Below are 13,943 nucleotides of genomic sequence, written 5' to 3' on the forward strand. Positions count from 1 at the left end.
ACAGGGGTTCGGGCCTTTGATATGATCACAAGAATTCGACGATCGCGATGGGACGATTACTCGTCCTCCTCGGGTTGCTCTTCCGGCGGCGCGAGGCCTTCGAGGCCCTTCAGGAGCTCCTCTTCGGTCATGCGTTCCACGGCAACTTCGGTATCGTCCGCATCGACGCTCGCGCCGGCGGAGCCGATCAGCGGCACCGTGTCCGGCTCGGGCTCGTCGACCTCGACGAACTTCTGGAGCGAGTGCACCAGCTCTTCGCGTAGATCCTCCGGCGAGATTGTCTCGTCGGCAATTTCACGCAAAGATACAACAGGGTTCTTGTCGTTATCGCGGTCAACCGTTAGTTGTGAGCCGGACGAAATCATGCGGGCGCGGTGGGCAGCCAGCAGGACCAGGTCAAACCGGTTGTCGACCTTGTCGATACAATCTTCTACGGTGACGCGAGCCATGGACTGTCGCTCCGCTGTGGGTGGGACGAAATATGTGGATGATTGGGGGTAGTTATAGGGACCAAGGCGGTTTCGCAAGGCCAATTTGTGATTTGGCCTCGCCAAACGGCTCTGCTACCCCCACATTGGGGCTGGGATGGGTGTTTTCCCGGGCGGCCATCGAGGGCGGCGCCGGGTGTATGCAAGACCGCCATAACTATACCTTGATTGCCCCGACTTCTCCGGATTTGTGGTTTCGACGGGTTTCGGCGGTAGTTTGAACTGCGCGGCTTGCTGCCGTCGCGCCAACAATAAACGATTTATCACGAACACTACGCGAGCAAACTGAATGTCACCTTCCTCTACCGACAAGATCGCGCTCTTCATCGATGGAGCCAATCTTTACGCGACGGCGAAAACTCTCGGCTTCGACATCGATTACAAGCGCCTGCTGAAGGAATTTCAGAGCCGCGGGACACTGCTGCGGGCGTTCTACTACACAGCGATCATCGAGGATCAGGAATATTCCTCGATCCGCCCCTTGATCGACTGGCTGGACTACAACGGCTACACCGTCGTCACCAAGGCGACCAAGGAGTTCATCGACGCCTCCGGCCGACGCAAGGTCAAGGGCAACATGGACATCGAGCTTGCGGTCGACGCCATGGAGCTCGCCGAGCACATCGACCAGATGGTGCTGTTCTCGGGCGACGGCGACTTCCGCTCCCTGGTCGAGGCGGTGCAGCGCCGCGGCGTGCGGGTCACCGTGATCTCCACCATCGCCAGCCAGCCGCCGATGATCGCCGACGAATTGCGCCGCCAGGCCGATGTCTTCACCGACCTGGTCGAATTGCAGTCCAAGCTTGGCCGCGATCCGTCCGAGCGCCCCGCCCCGCGCGATCGCGGCGAGCGCGAAGCACGCCACCACGCCCCGCAGTTCCTCCAGCGCGCGACCACCATGGCGCCGAGGGGCGATGACGACTTCGAGGAGTGAGACGGCCCGGCTAAGCCGCCAGCCCCTCGCACTCGTACCCGACCGCGACTGTCCGCTTTGCCCGCGCCTGGTCGCCTTTCGCGAGGCGAACCGCGCGCGCGAGCCGCTGTGGCACAACGCGCCGGTTGCGCCCTTCGGCGATATCGAGGCGCGCCTTTTGATCGTCGGCCTCGCGCCGGGAATGCAGGGCGCCAACCGCACGGGCCGGCCGTTCACCGGCGATTATGCGGGTGACCTTCTCTACGCCACGCTGCTCGAATACGGCTTCGCCAAGGGGACCTATCAGGCGCGGCCTGACGACGGCATGAAGCTGGTCGACTGTCGGATCGCCAATGCCGTGCATTGCGTGCCGCCGCAGAACAAGCCGCTGCCGGTGGAGATCAACACCTGCCGCCAGTTCCTCGCGGCGAATCTCGAGACGATGCCGAACCTGCGCGCGATCGTTGCGCTCGGACGGATTGCGCACGACACCGTGCTCAAACCGCTGAAGCTGAAGGCCTCGCAAGCCCCCTTCGGCCACGGCGCGGTGCATCAGGCCGGCCCATTCAAGCTCTACGACAGCTATCACTGCTCCCGCTACAACACGAACACTCGCGTGCTGACGCCGGACATGTTCCGCAGCGTGTTCGCGAAGGTGAAGGCTGACCTCGATTAGGCCTTGGTCAGGCTCTTGGCGGGATTGGCCTTCAGCCAGTCGAGCACATCGCCCGCGTTCCGGTCGGGCGGAAACACTGGATAGAACATATGCGTGATCTTCGCATCGTCGATGATCAGCGCGAGGCGCTTGATCAGCGTCAGGCCGGCGACCTCCATGGTCGGAAGATTGAGGGCACGTGTCAGCGCCAGCTTCTCATCCGAAAGCACCGGGAACGGCAGATGCAGCCGCGACGCCATCTCGGTCTGGTAGTCGTTGCTCTGGGTCGAGAGGCCGAACACCTGTGAGGCACCTGCGGCCTTCAACTCAGCGAACAGATCGCGAAAAGCGCAAGTCTGCGGGGTGCAGCCGCGCGCGCCCGGGATCATATCCCAATCATCGACCAGCGAGATCTTGCCGGGCTCGCCGGTGCGCGGATAGGCGAACACCACGCTTCGGCCGGAGAGCGCCGACAGCGTGACCGAGGTGTCGTCGGTCGCGAGCAGGCTGATTTCGGGCAGCGTCGTGCCGATCAGATGCGCGGCGCCGCCGTCGTCGGCGGGTGCGGGAATCCGGCTCCAATCGACCTCGAGCAGATTTTTCTGATTCATCTCGCTATCCCCGCGCCCGCAGCAAGCGGCCCTTCTCCCGGCTCCAGTCGCGCTTCTTCTCGCTCTCGCGCTTGTCGTGCAGTTTCTTGCCCTTTGCTACTGCGAGTTGCAGCTTGGCGCGACCGCGCTCGTTGAAGTAGAGCTTGAGCGGGATCAGCGTCATGCCCTCGCGGTCCACGGCACCCATCAGCTTGTTGATCTGCTTGCGGTGCAGCAGCAGTTTTCGCGGCCGCTTGGGCTCGTGATTGAAGCGATTGCCCTGGAGATATTCGGGAATGGTCGCGTTGATCAGCCAGATCTCGCCGTTCTTGGAATCGGCGTATGATTCCGCGATCGTGCTCTTGCCGTTGCGGATCGACTTGACCTCGGTGCCGGTGAGCGCAATGCCCGCCTCGACCGTATCCTCGATCGCATAGTTGAAGCGGGCCTTGCGATTTTCCGCCATGACCTTGATAGGACGTTCGTTCTTATCGGCCATGGTAGACAAACCTGATCGAGATGGGCGCGTAAGCTAACAGTTTGGATGAAGCGCGCGCGTCACTTCTTGAGGAGATCGCGGATCTCGGTCAACAGCACGACCTCCGCCGACGGCTTCGGCGGTTCCGCGGGCTTGGCCTCTTCCCGGCGCTTCAACTGGTTCATCAAGCGAATGACGATGAACAGAACGAACGCGACGATGACAAAATTCACGATCAGTGTGATGAAACTGCCGTAAGCCAGCACCGCACCTTGCTTTTTGGCGTCGGCTAGATTGGTGGCCGTCACATTCTTCGCGAGCGGAAGAAAGTAATTGGTGAAGTCGAGGCCGCCCAGCATACCGATGATCGGCATGATGATGTCGCCGACCAGCGACGTGACGATGCCACTGAATGCCGCACCGATGACAATGCCGACCGCGAGATCAACGACATTGCCCTTCATGGCAAAGTCGCGGAATTCCTTGAGCATGCTGGTCCCCTGCGTTACCCGTGGCGATGAAGTTACGTACGCCGCCTCGTTAGTTGATCAGGCCGGCGTGCACCATGGCGCTACGCACCGCAAGGCGCGTCGGCTCGGACACCGGCACCATCGGCAGCCGCAGCGTCTCGTCCATCTTGCCGAGCAGCGTCATTGCATATTTGATTGGCGCGGGATTGCTCTCAATGAAAAGGTTGTTGTGCAGCGGCATCAGCTTGTCGTGGATCTTCAGCGCGGTTGCGTGGTCGCCCTTCGCCCAGGCGGCCTGGAACTCCGAGCACAGCCGCGGCGCGACGTTCGACGTCACCGAGATGCAGCCATGGCCACCATGGGCCATGTAACCGAGGATGGTCGCGTCCTCACCGGAGAGCTGGTTGAAGTCCTCGCCCATCGCCGCACGCTGCTGCGACACGCGCACCATGCTGGCGGTGGCGTCCTTGACGCCGGCGATGTTCTTCAGCTCCCACAGCCGCTTCATGGTGTCGACCGACATGTCGATCACCGAGCGCGGTGGGATGTTGTAGATGATGATCGGAATTCCGATCGCATCGTTGATCGCCTTGAAGTGCTGATACATGCCTTCCTGGGTCGGCTTGTTGTAGTAGGGCGTCACCACCAGCACGGCGTTGGCGCCGGCCTTCTCGGCATGCTGGGCCAGCTCGACCGCTTCCTTGGTCGAATTGGAGCCGGCGCCGGCGATCACGGGCACGCGGCCCTTGGCCTCCTCGATGCACCATTCGACGACCTTCTTGTGCTCGTCATGGCTGAGCGTCGGGCTCTCGCCGGTGGTACCGACCGGGACCAGGCCGTTGGTGCCCTCGGAGATCTGCCAGTTGACCAGCGACCGGAACGCCGCCTCGTCCAGCGAGCCGTTCTTGAACGGCGTGACCAAGGCGGTGAACGACCCCCGGAATTTCGTCTTGGCTGCCATGGACTTCCTCCGTACGCGGCAAGTTTTAGAGCAAGCCCCATACATATCGGGTCTATCCCGTCGGTAAAAGAGCTGCTGCCGACTGACGCACCGTTTAGGCCGCGATTTTGCCGCGGTGGTGGTGCAAAGCGGGCGAAGGTAAGCGGCTGTTGGTATTTTGTCCGCATATTCAATCAAATACAGCCAGATCTTGTACAGATAGGTCTTGAGCCAATTGACTGATTCGGGGCGACGAACCGCCGTGACCTCATTTCCTCGTGCCGCATGGCGATCTGCCGGTCTGGCCCTCTGCCTGATGGCCGGCCTGTCGATCGGCTGCGTCGCCTTGGCCAAGTCCAACGAGACGGCCGAGGACACTGCTAAGGAACCAGCCAAGCAGGCCGCCAAGGGAACCGCGAAACCAGCCGTCAAGCCAGCGACCACCCAGCCCGCTAAGGATGCAGCGAAGGGAGCTGCCAAAGGATCGGCCAAGGAAACGGGCAAGGAAGCAGCCAAGGGCGCGACCAAGGGAGTAACGCCCGCCCCCGCCAAGGATGCGGCGAAGAAACCTGCCAGCAAGGATGCCGCGAAGGACAAGCCGAAGCCCGCCGCTGCCGCCCCCGCGCCAAAATCCCGACCCGCCGCCAATGCGCCGGCCACCCAGACCGCGCCGGCGGTGACGGCCACCGTCAAGCCTTCCGCCCCGGCCCCTGCCCCCGCCAGACCTGTTGCAACACCCGTGCTGGCGCCTGCAACCCGCCAGCACGCCGTGCCGCGCAAGCCGGTCACGCCGGCAGCGGTTGCGGCGACCTCGTCGACGTCGCAAGCCGACAAGGACACGCTCGAGAACGTCATCGAGCTGGTGCGCAAGCGCAAGCCAGGCGACGCCAGCAGTTACGCAGATTCGATTTCGGATCCCGTCGCGCGAAAGCTCGCGGAATGGATCATCCTGCGCAGCGAGGACAATGGCGCGAGTGTTGAGCGCTACCGCGCGTTCCTCTCCGCCAATCCGAGCTGGCCCTCGCAGACCTTCCTGCGCCGCCGCCTCGAGGCCGCGATGTGGGACGACAGGCGCGACGATTCCGTTGGCTGGTCGTGGTTCGAGAACGAATCCCCTGTTTCGGCCAAGGGCCGCTTCGTACTTGCCAGGGCGATGCTGGCGCGCGGCGACCGCGCCAATGCCGAACGGCTGGTGCGCGAGGCCTGGCGCAGCGATCCGATGTCGGAAGACACCGAGAACAACGCGCTCGACCAGTTTGGCGCCCTGCTCACGCCGGGCGACCAGAAGGCGCGGATGGACACACTGCTCTACGGCAGCGAGACCGAAGCGGCACTGCGCGCGGCAAAACGGCTCGGCGCCGGCTATGTCGCGCTCGCCAAGGCCCGCATCGCCTCGTTCAAGAAGGCGCCGAACACGCGCGCGCTGCTCGAAGAGGTGCCACGCGAGCTGCACAGCGATCCCGGCTTCATCTTCAGCAAGATCCAGCTGCTGCGCCGCGAGGAGAAGTTTGCCGAAGCTGCCCAGCTCATGCTGTCGGCGCCGAAGGATCCGAACCGGCTCTACAATCTCGACGAATGGTGGATCGAGCGGCGCCTTTTGGCGCGCAAGATGATCGACACCGAGGAATTCCGCAGCGCCTATCTGATCGCGCGCGACGCGGCGCTGCCCTCACGCGACATTTACAAGACCGAGCAGGAGTTCACGGCGGGCTGGATTGCGCTGCGCTTCCTCAATGATCCCGCCACGGCCGCCCAGCACTTTGCCCGCATCGGCGTCGGCAGCGTCAATCCGACCACGCTGGCGCGCGCCGGCTATTGGCAGGGCCGCGCAGCGGAAGCCGCGGGCCGCCAGCAGGAGGCGCGCAACGCCTACGCCCGTGCAGCCGAGCAGTCGACCAGCTATTACGGCCAGCTCGCGCGCGCAAAACTCGGCCTGCCGCAGATCGAGCTCAACAGCCAGCCGCGGGGGCGCGGCGCCGAACGGCTCGAGATCGTGCGCGCCGCGCAACTGCTGTACGAGCTCGATGAGCGCGAGATCGCGGTGCCGATGCTCGCCGATATGGGCGAGAACGGCGATCCCGAGGCGCTGACCGGGCTCGGCGAGCTGACCCAGCGCTATAGCGACGCGCGCAGCATGCTGCTGGTCGGCAAGGCCGCGCTCAATCGCGGGCTGCCGTTCGATTTCTACGCCTATCCCGTCAACGGCATTCCGCAGTTCACGCCGATCGGGCCCGAGGTCGAGCGCAGCATCGTCTACGCCATCGCGCGGCAGGAAAGCGCGTTCAATCCGGCCGTGGTCTCGCCGGCGCAGGCCTACGGGCTGATGCAGGTGACGCCCGACGCCGCGCGCTATGTCTGCAAGCGGCACGGCGGAACCTACGATTTGTCGCGGCTGAAGAACGATTCGGCCTACAACGCCACGCTCGGCTCGGCCGAGCTTGGCGGTCTGCTCGAGGATTATCGCGGCTCCTACATCATGACGTTTGCCGCCTACAATGCCGGCCGCGGCAGCGTGAAGAAGTGGGTCGACCGCTACGGCGACCCACGCGACGCCAAGGTCGACGCGGTCGACTGGGTTGAGCTCATTCCGTTCTCCGAGACGCGCAATTACGTACAGCGGATCATGGAGAATCTTCAGGTCTACCGCGCTCGCTTCGGCGGCGGCACACGGTTGCAGATCGAGGCTGATTTGCGCCGCGGCGCCGGCAGCGTGGAATAGCGGCGCCCCTCCCTGGCTTTCGCTACGGAGCGCATTGGCAGCAAGCGCCACACTCGCGCGCCCGCCTCTCCTTGGGTGGAAGAACTCTATGGCTCCGACGTGATCTTCAAACGGGCCTTATCAGGGCACGCCTTGAGAGCCAAGGGCTGTGCAGCCAGATCGGCGAGTGGGTACCGGGCTATCGGTCAGCTACAGGCGGACCAATTGCGCGTCGACGCGGAGCTGGCGTGCGGCGCAGATAAACGCGACGTCAGCAAAGTGCGCCTCGGGGTCTACGACGGAGATAGGCGGTCTCGTTTCGAGCCTGATCCCCGCGCCCTCTCACCTCGCTCGTGACAAGAAACCGGAAGCAACCAGCGCACCTGCGCGCCAGTTCTGACCAGACATTCCTGGGAGCGCGAACCGGCGATCCCGGCAGAAGAAAAAGCCCCGGCGGTTTCCCGCCGGGGCTCTCTATCAGGTCGCTAGACCGAACTTACCAGTTGCGCTGAGCGCGGAGGAGCAGAACGAGCGAGTTCTGGTCCTTCAGCTCGTAGGCCGCGATCGGCTTGGCGTTCGGGCCGGAGATCGCCGTGGTGGTCACGACGCCTGCGTACTTCTGGTCGATGTTGGTCCACGCAAGGTCAGCCGAGAACGTGAGGTTCTTGACCGGGGTCCAGCGGGTGATGACACCGACCTGGCCGATGTTGAAGTCCGGGTTACAAGACGTAACGCCAGCGGTCAGAGCGATGATGCCAGCCGGTCCGCAGAGGAACGTCTTGGCACCACTACCGAACTGGGCTTGAGCATACGCACCGTAGATCGCGGTGTTCCAGAAGGGATCCCAGTTGTGGGTGTAGGCACCACGGAAGCCCCAGGTCTTGACGTTTTCCTGCTGGCTACCCGTGGTGAACGTGGTGTCCGGCGCGGTCACAGCAGCGACGCTGCCATAGGCACCGGCTAGGCTCGAGGTACCATAGACGGTATACGTGCTGCCCGCCAGGTTCTGGAAGTTGTAGCGGGTCGCACCGTCGGTGTAGACGGCCGACACGTTGATCACGTCTCCCGCACCAGTCGGGATGTTCTTGATCGACAGAGCGAGCTGGATCGCCCAACCCCACTTGTCGTCGGGGTGACCAGTCGGCTCGGTCGCGCCGTAGTAGGCAACATGGTTGTCATGTGCAGCGACCGACGCCTGGAAGAGACCCCAAGCCTGATCGACACGCAGCATACCGACGAGGTTCGGAGAACGGGTGCCGCCGATCGCGTTGGAACCAAGCGCCGCACCGGTGACGCCCGAGGGACCAGCAGCACCGGACAGGTTGATGTTGCCGGCCTGCATGTAAGCAGACGGATCTTCCGCCGAGAACGACGCCGTGATGCCCTGACCGAAGTCAGCGGTGTAGGTGAACTGGAGGATACCAGTGACCGTGCCGCTGCCGCCGACGAGACCGTCGAAGTTGTTGCCGGGATAGTTGGTCCAGGGCGCGTCGAACTGCGACACGGCCTTACCCATCGTGAAGCCAGCGAACTGGATGAAGGCGTAGTACACGCCGAGCGAACCGGCCGAGGTGTTGCCGTCGGTGCCGTTGATCGACGAACCAACCAGCGCCGGGGTCGCACCCGAGGTGTTGAGCGCCAGCGTACCGGTATAGGCAGTCGCGCCCGTAGCGGAGCCAGTGCCCTGATAGCCACCCGTCGTCCACGAGAACACGCCATCGAAGAAGGTACGAACGACGCCGTACTCGGTAGCGGTGCGCGTGTCGATGTTGAAGTCTTCACGAGCGCGAGCGGTGTAGTAGTTGCTCAGGCGATTTTTTGCGCCCGCGGGAGCGGCAAACTGACCGCTGTAGTCCGAGTTGGTGTTAATAGCTGCTTCAGCGCGCAGATAACCACCCAGCTTGATACAAGTGTCGGTGCCCGGGATGTAGTAGAAACCCGCACCGTACAGGGAGCAGATCTTCACGTATTCGACCGCTTTGGCCTTCACGGGGAGATCGGCTGCCTGCGCTCCGCCCACAGCGAGAAGACCCGCCGCTGAGCCGAGCAAAAGGCTCTTAACCAACTTCATGTTAAACCTCCAAGTTGCTCTTCAGGGAAGGTCACTGACCCGAACGGCCAATTCCCCAACCCCCTTTAAATCACCGCTTTGGCCACCTTCGCGTCTTCGGACACACCCGCATGAACGCGAGGGACTTAAGCGAAAGACCTAAACGGGACGACCTTGGGATGCCCCCCTCCGTCGCTCGATAACAATTACCGAACGTCCTTGCACACACAACAAGAGAACGCTCCGAAACGAGCCAATGGAGCGCGTTTTCCGATGGGTGTTGCACAAATAACACGCAGATGTGATCAATCCGCCCGCACAAGGGTTTGAATTTGCTCATGTTTTAGAAGCGGTTCCATTTGCCGTCGAAACTCCCGCCCATTGCCCCCACCAGCGCGAAGCAGCGGTGTTGCGGTTCTGACGTGATCGAATCGTGGAATCGCCGAGGGACTCACCAGCGCCCGCCACCGCTCGGAGAATCGACTGATCCGGATGCGAGGAGAGCCGGAGTTTTGCTCCCCGGAGGATCAACGCGACCGATTTGTCGTCCCGTCCCCGACACGGAACAAGCCGCTCACGAACTGATGGCCCGCCGGATTAAGGCGCGGCTCACCGGAGAGCTTGAACGTCGGTGTGATCCGGCGGCAATCCGGCCTGATGGCGCTGATGCATCGCCTCGTAGGCCGCCTCAAGGTGTCTCGTATAAAGTGCCGCATCAAACAGCGGCGTCGTCAGACGGTTCCTTTGCAGCCTCTCGCGCATGCCTTGGAGCTTCTGCCTGTCGCGCGCCAGATCGATCGCGAGCGCTTCATATTCCTCGCGCGTTCGCGTGATCAATTCAGGCAAGCCAACTGCGTTGAGCAAGCTCGCCGCGACGCGGCCTGCGAAGCTATTTCCAATTTGTGTGACGACGGGCACAGCGCATCACTCGCTGTCGTGTGCGCGTTGTAGGGCAGCGTATCCAGGAAAAGGTCGGCAAGGCGATGCCGCGCCAAATGGTCGGCCGACGATGAAACGCGCTTTGCAAACACCAGCCGATCCGGATCGATGCCCGCCTCTTTGGCTTCCTTTCGCAAATTCGATTTTGCGATTTCTCCGATATCGGACAACCAAAGGACCGACTGCCCGACGCTCCTCAAGATGTTCAGCCAGCAGCCAAAGACCGATCGATTGATCTTGTAGGCGTTGTTGAAACAGCAAAACACCGTCCATTCCGGCCGCAGATAGTGATCAGCCCGATCGGGCAGCACTTCGCCGATCGCGGGCCCATTGTTGTCGCGCGGCATGAAGCTGCCGGGCAACCGGACGACTTTCTCTTCAAAGAACTGACTGTTCGAATCCGGCAGCACGATTTGATCGGCAATGATGTAATTCGACAGTTCCTTGCTCCCCAGGGTTCCCGCGAACCCGAGGTAATTGACGACGATCGGAGCGGGGCTGGATGCGAATAGCGGCAGCCTGGCATTCTGTGTGTGACCGGCAAGGTCGACAAGAATATCGATCTGCGCTTCGCTGATCGCCTCCAGGACTTCACTGTCGCTCTTGTGCTCGCAATCGATAAAGCGATGAAAGGACCCTTCCAGTCGCTTGCGCAGATCGCTGTCATCGCCCGGACCGATCGAGAAGGCGTATGTCTCAAATCGACGAGCGTCGTGGTTCTCAAAAACCCCAGCAGTCAGATACCCGACCGGATGCTCACGTAAATCCGGTGAAACATATCCGATCCGAATCCTGTCGTGCTGATGGGGTACGCCTCTTGAACCTGCCCTTGAGGATTGCGGGAGCTTTGCAGCCACCCATGCCCTGGCGCATCGCAGGTGATCATCAGGCGAATCCGTCAACGACAGCAACGCAAAGGGAGAGCTATTGGCCTTCCCGGCCCGTATTGCAGCCGTCAAATGTCCGATCTCTTCGTCGAGATTCTCCCAATTGCAAAGATTCATCTTTGCATAGAGACGCAACCCCTCGATGCCCTCCAGGTCAGGCCTGATCGATACTGCCTTGTCATAAGCGGCAAGCGCTCCATCATAGCACTTGAGATCGGTGAAAACATTGCCTCGCCCAACCCACGCTCCATCCAGATCGGACTTGAGCGACAATGCCTTGTCGAAGGCAGCGAGAGCCTCCTCATAGCGCTTGAGACCCCACAACGTTGCCTCGACCGAGCCACGCCTCTGCCAGATCCGGCTTGATCGACAGCGCCATGTCATAAGCGGCAAACGCCCCATCATGACGCTCGAGCTCGGTAAAGACATTGCCGCGGCCAAGCCACGCTTCTGCAAGGTCAGGCCTGATCGACAGCGCCTTGTCAAAAGCGGCAAATGCTTCGTCGTAACGTTTGAGATCGCAGAGCACGTTGCCTCGACCAAGCCACGCATTCTCCAAACCAGATTTGATCGATAGCGCCCTGTCGTAGGCAGCCAGCGCCTCGTCATAGCGCTTGAGACTCCAGAACACATTGCCCCGGGCAACCCACGCACCCTCGACATCGGGCTTGATCGACAGCGCCTTGTCGTACGCAGCCAATGCCTCGTCATAGCGCTTGAGATCAGCGAGAACATCACCTCGACCGACCCACGCTTCCTCGAAAGCAGGCTTGACCGACAGCGCCTTGTCGTATGTCGCAAACGCTTCGTCGTAGCGCTTCAGATTGCGGAAAACATTCCCGCGACCGAGCCACGCAATCTCCAGGTCAGGCTTGAGCGACAACGCCTTATCGTAGGCAACGAGGGCGTCCTCGTAGCGCTTGAGCTTCTCGAGGCAATTGCCCTTGCTTGAATATGCGTCGGCAAAGTTCGGATTGAAGGCAATCGCCTTGTCGAATTGATCAATCGCCTCCGGATAGTTCCTCGAGAATTCGGCAAGTATCGAACCCCTGTTGTGGTACGACAGGGGATTGCGCGGATTGACCGCCAATGCGCGCGTAAAATATGCGAGCGCCTCTTGCGGTCGGTTCAGGGCTTTGAGCGCGTATCCATAATTGCTGAGCGCTTCGTCACTGCTTCCATTCAGGGCGACAGCCGCCTTGAGATGGACTTCAGCCTCCGAAAATCGACCTTGGACGAGCTTGACGACACCGGGGAGATGCTCGACCTCGAACACGTTCCTGGCCGCTTTTGCGATCTGCTGCAGTATTCTTTCCGCTTTGACCAGATCCTTGGCCTGAAAGGCTTCGACGGCACGTCGAAATTTGGTCTGCAGTTCACCCGCCAAGCCCATTCCTCCCTCAGATCATCCGGTCAAATACCGCAACCGGTTCGGCGACGCCACAAAGCCAAGTTCGGCTTGGTCGGGAGCAGCTGGCAGCAGCTTGGTTACGCGCGGCGGCCCTTATGCTCCGGCCATCCGCAAGCCCATAGTACTGAACTACCCATCATATCTTGCAGCGCAAAGCGAGGACAGCATGTAAAATTCAACAAATTCAACCACTTGATTCGATCGAGATAGCGTCGTCCGGGGAGCCATCCTTGTCGTCCGAGCCAGACGTTTCAGTTCTGGGCCCGCTGTTTCGGCATCAAGTCCTCAACCGGGAGGCAAATCGTCTCTATTGGCGCGCATGACTGCGGAAATCGTTGGGAATATTCGAGCGAAAACACACGCTTCGAAATTGACCAGCCCAAGTAATTAGATGCATAAGGCTCGCACCGGAGAGGTGGCCGAGTGGCTGAAGGCAACGCTTTGCTAAAGCGTCATACGGTCTCAAGCTGTATCGAGGGTTCGAATCCCTCCCTCTCCGCCACCCCAGCGGCAGAATCCTGGTCTGGGCGTTCTTTCACCTGAAAGCGATCGTGAAGCCGGCGCGACAGCCTGGCGCAAGGATCCGCGCCGCTGAACTCGGCCCGATTCGCGCTCTCTTTATATATGTGTGCCCGCATCCGGCGGCAGGATTGCCATATCGGCACGCCTCGTCCGTTCCCCGGGTCATTCTTGTCAGTGTCGCTCGTACCGCGCGGGTCTAGTGGCGGCCCGACGCAGGAACTTGCCTTGGAGCAACCGGATCGCCCCGTACAACACGGGGCCCGATGCGATTGTCAGCTCAGTGCGTGGAGACCCACGCCCTCGCGTCGCGCTGCGCGGCCGAGATCTCGGCGTCCGACATCTGCCCGGCCACTTCCTGGCGCAACGTGACGGCGTCCTTGCGGCCCTTCAGCGCGGCAAGGTTGAACCATTTATGCGCGGCGACAAGATCGACGAGGCCGGAACGGCCGCTCGCCCAATACATCCCGCGCTCGAACAGCACGTCAGACAGCGCGCCCGCGTCGATCGCCGTCGCCGTCTCCAGATCGAAAGTACCCTGAAACATAACGCATCCCCTTTTTCTTATGCCGCCTCGTCCCCCGAGCGCGGCTCCCGTCCAATTGACTGTTCAACTCATCCCCGAGTCTTCTTGCCCATGCCGTTTGCCGGCTTGTTGGAGGTGATGATGGCGGGCAAATTTGAATGGCAGTTTAAGTATCGCGATGAAGCAGACGTAAACGCGCGAGCGCAACGTTCGCGAAAGGAATGCAAGAAGCTGCCGTTTTCCAAGCACTTCTGCGATTCGTCAGATTTGGTTTACCGTGAGATTTTCGGACTACGATAACCATCGCGCGTTGTGGCGGGCACATTGTGGCGTCGCCCGCGCCACGCGTTGTCGTTCCAGAGACCCCAGTCATCCATCG

Annotated in this window: 11 protein-coding genes, 1 tRNA gene and 1 pseudogene; 4 read left to right on the forward strand and 9 right to left on the reverse strand. The window is 61.5% G+C overall.

Features of this window, described 5'->3' with window-relative positions; all coding sequences use genetic code 11:
• Positions 1 to 56 precede the first annotated feature (56 nt).
• Complete coding sequence (gene rpoZ / locus UP06_RS33590) at positions 57 to 449, reverse strand: DNA-directed RNA polymerase subunit omega (RefSeq protein ID WP_014494742.1); 393 nt, start codon at positions 447 to 449, stop codon at positions 57 to 59.
• Between the two features lie 328 nt (positions 450 to 777).
• Here rpoZ and UP06_RS33595 point away from each other — a divergent pair, with 328 nt between their 5' ends.
• Complete coding sequence (locus tag UP06_RS33595; RefSeq protein WP_045008001.1) at positions 778 to 1,422, forward strand: LabA-like NYN domain-containing protein; 645 nt, start codon at positions 778 to 780, stop codon at positions 1,420 to 1,422.
• Positions 1,403 to 2,077, forward strand: coding sequence for a uracil-DNA glycosylase (locus tag UP06_RS33600; protein WP_045008002.1), 675 nt, complete (start codon positions 1,403 to 1,405; stop codon positions 2,075 to 2,077). The genes UP06_RS33595 and UP06_RS33600 overlap by 20 nt, the downstream gene beginning before the upstream one ends.
• On the opposite strand, the gene UP06_RS33605 is transcribed toward UP06_RS33600, so the two are convergent.
• Genes UP06_RS33605 through dapA form a run of 4 tightly spaced genes read right to left on the reverse strand, consistent with a single transcriptional unit; the run spans position 2,074 to position 4,555 of the window.
• Positions 2,074 to 2,667 (reverse strand): peroxiredoxin, encoded by a 594-nt coding sequence (locus UP06_RS33605; protein ID WP_045008003.1) that lies wholly within the window; start codon positions 2,665 to 2,667, stop codon positions 2,074 to 2,076. The genes UP06_RS33600 and UP06_RS33605 overlap by 4 nt on opposite strands.
• Before the next feature lie 4 nt (positions 2,668 to 2,671).
• On the reverse strand, positions 2,672 to 3,145 hold the full coding sequence (gene smpB, locus UP06_RS33610) for an SsrA-binding protein SmpB (protein WP_045008004.1): 474 nt from the start codon (positions 3,143 to 3,145) through the stop codon (positions 2,672 to 2,674).
• A gap of 59 nt (positions 3,146 to 3,204) precedes the next feature.
• Positions 3,205 to 3,615, reverse strand: a complete 411-nt coding sequence (gene mscL, locus UP06_RS33615; protein ID WP_045008005.1) for a large conductance mechanosensitive channel protein MscL — start codon at positions 3,613 to 3,615, stop codon at positions 3,205 to 3,207.
• A gap of 49 nt (positions 3,616 to 3,664) precedes the next feature.
• Positions 3,665 to 4,555, reverse strand: coding sequence for a 4-hydroxy-tetrahydrodipicolinate synthase (gene dapA / locus UP06_RS33620; RefSeq protein WP_045008006.1), 891 nt, complete (start codon positions 4,553 to 4,555; stop codon positions 3,665 to 3,667).
• A gap of 295 nt (positions 4,556 to 4,850) precedes the next feature.
• Between dapA and UP06_RS33625 the strand changes: the two genes are divergently transcribed.
• Positions 4,851 to 7,253 carry a lytic transglycosylase domain-containing protein gene (locus UP06_RS33625; RefSeq protein ID WP_045008007.1) on the forward strand — a complete coding sequence of 801 codons (2,403 nt, stop codon included), beginning with the start codon at positions 4,851 to 4,853 and terminating at the stop codon, positions 7,251 to 7,253.
• 475 nt (positions 7,254 to 7,728) lie between these two features.
• On the opposite strand, the gene UP06_RS33630 is transcribed toward UP06_RS33625, so the two are convergent.
• The 3 genes and pseudogenes from UP06_RS33630 to UP06_RS33640 form a co-directional block, all read right to left on the reverse strand.
• On the reverse strand, positions 7,729 to 9,303 hold the full coding sequence (locus UP06_RS33630; RefSeq protein ID WP_045008008.1) for a porin: 1,575 nt from the start codon (positions 9,301 to 9,303) through the stop codon (positions 7,729 to 7,731).
• A gap of 588 nt (positions 9,304 to 9,891) precedes the next feature.
• Positions 9,892 to 11,513 (reverse strand): annotated as a pseudogene (locus UP06_RS39370) (O-linked N-acetylglucosamine transferase, SPINDLY family protein).
• Positions 11,410 to 12,495 (reverse strand): tetratricopeptide repeat protein, encoded by a 1,086-nt coding sequence (locus tag UP06_RS33640; RefSeq protein ID WP_197087450.1) that lies wholly within the window; start codon positions 12,493 to 12,495, stop codon positions 11,410 to 11,412. Before UP06_RS33640 ends, UP06_RS39370 begins: the two are co-directional and overlap by 104 nt.
• Before the next feature lie 433 nt (positions 12,496 to 12,928).
• Here UP06_RS33640 and UP06_RS33645 point away from each other — a divergent pair.
• Positions 12,929 to 13,021 (forward strand) — tRNA-Ser (locus UP06_RS33645).
• A gap of 297 nt (positions 13,022 to 13,318) precedes the next feature.
• On the opposite strand, the gene UP06_RS33650 is transcribed toward UP06_RS33645, so the two are convergent.
• A complete protein-coding gene (locus UP06_RS33650) occupies positions 13,319 to 13,585 on the reverse strand; it encodes a hypothetical protein (RefSeq protein WP_045008010.1) in 267 nt (88 codons plus the stop codon).
• Positions 13,586 to 13,943: the final 358 nt, after the last annotated feature.

This window comes from Bradyrhizobium sp. LTSP857 (assembly GCF_000938285.1).
Taxonomy (GTDB): Bacteria; Pseudomonadota; Alphaproteobacteria; order Rhizobiales; family Xanthobacteraceae; genus Bradyrhizobium.

Coding starts and splice junctions, on each gene's coding strand:
- rpoZ (WP_014494742.1), bottom strand. CDS start 449: ATGGCTCGCGTCACCGTAGAAGATTGTATCGACAAGGTCGACAACCGG.
- UP06_RS33595 (WP_045008001.1), top strand. CDS start 778: ATGTCACCTTCCTCTACCGACAAGATCGCGCTCTTCATCGATGGAGCC.
- UP06_RS33600 (WP_045008002.1), top strand. CDS start 1,403: ATGACGACTTCGAGGAGTGAGACGGCCCGGCTAAGCCGCCAGCCCCTC.
- UP06_RS33605 (WP_045008003.1), bottom strand. CDS start 2,667: ATGAATCAGAAAAATCTGCTCGAGGTCGATTGGAGCCGGATTCCCGCA.
- smpB (WP_045008004.1), bottom strand. CDS start 3,145: ATGGCCGATAAGAACGAACGTCCTATCAAGGTCATGGCGGAAAATCGC.
- mscL (WP_045008005.1), bottom strand. CDS start 3,615: ATGCTCAAGGAATTCCGCGACTTTGCCATGAAGGGCAATGTCGTTGAT.
- dapA (WP_045008006.1), bottom strand. CDS start 4,555: ATGGCAGCCAAGACGAAATTCCGGGGGTCGTTCACCGCCTTGGTCACG.
- UP06_RS33625 (WP_045008007.1), top strand. CDS start 4,851: ATGGCCGGCCTGTCGATCGGCTGCGTCGCCTTGGCCAAGTCCAACGAG.
- UP06_RS33630 (WP_045008008.1), bottom strand. CDS start 9,303: ATGAAGTTGGTTAAGAGCCTTTTGCTCGGCTCAGCGGCGGGTCTTCTC.
- UP06_RS33650 (WP_045008010.1), bottom strand. CDS start 13,585: ATGTTTCAGGGTACTTTCGATCTGGAGACGGCGACGGCGATCGACGCG.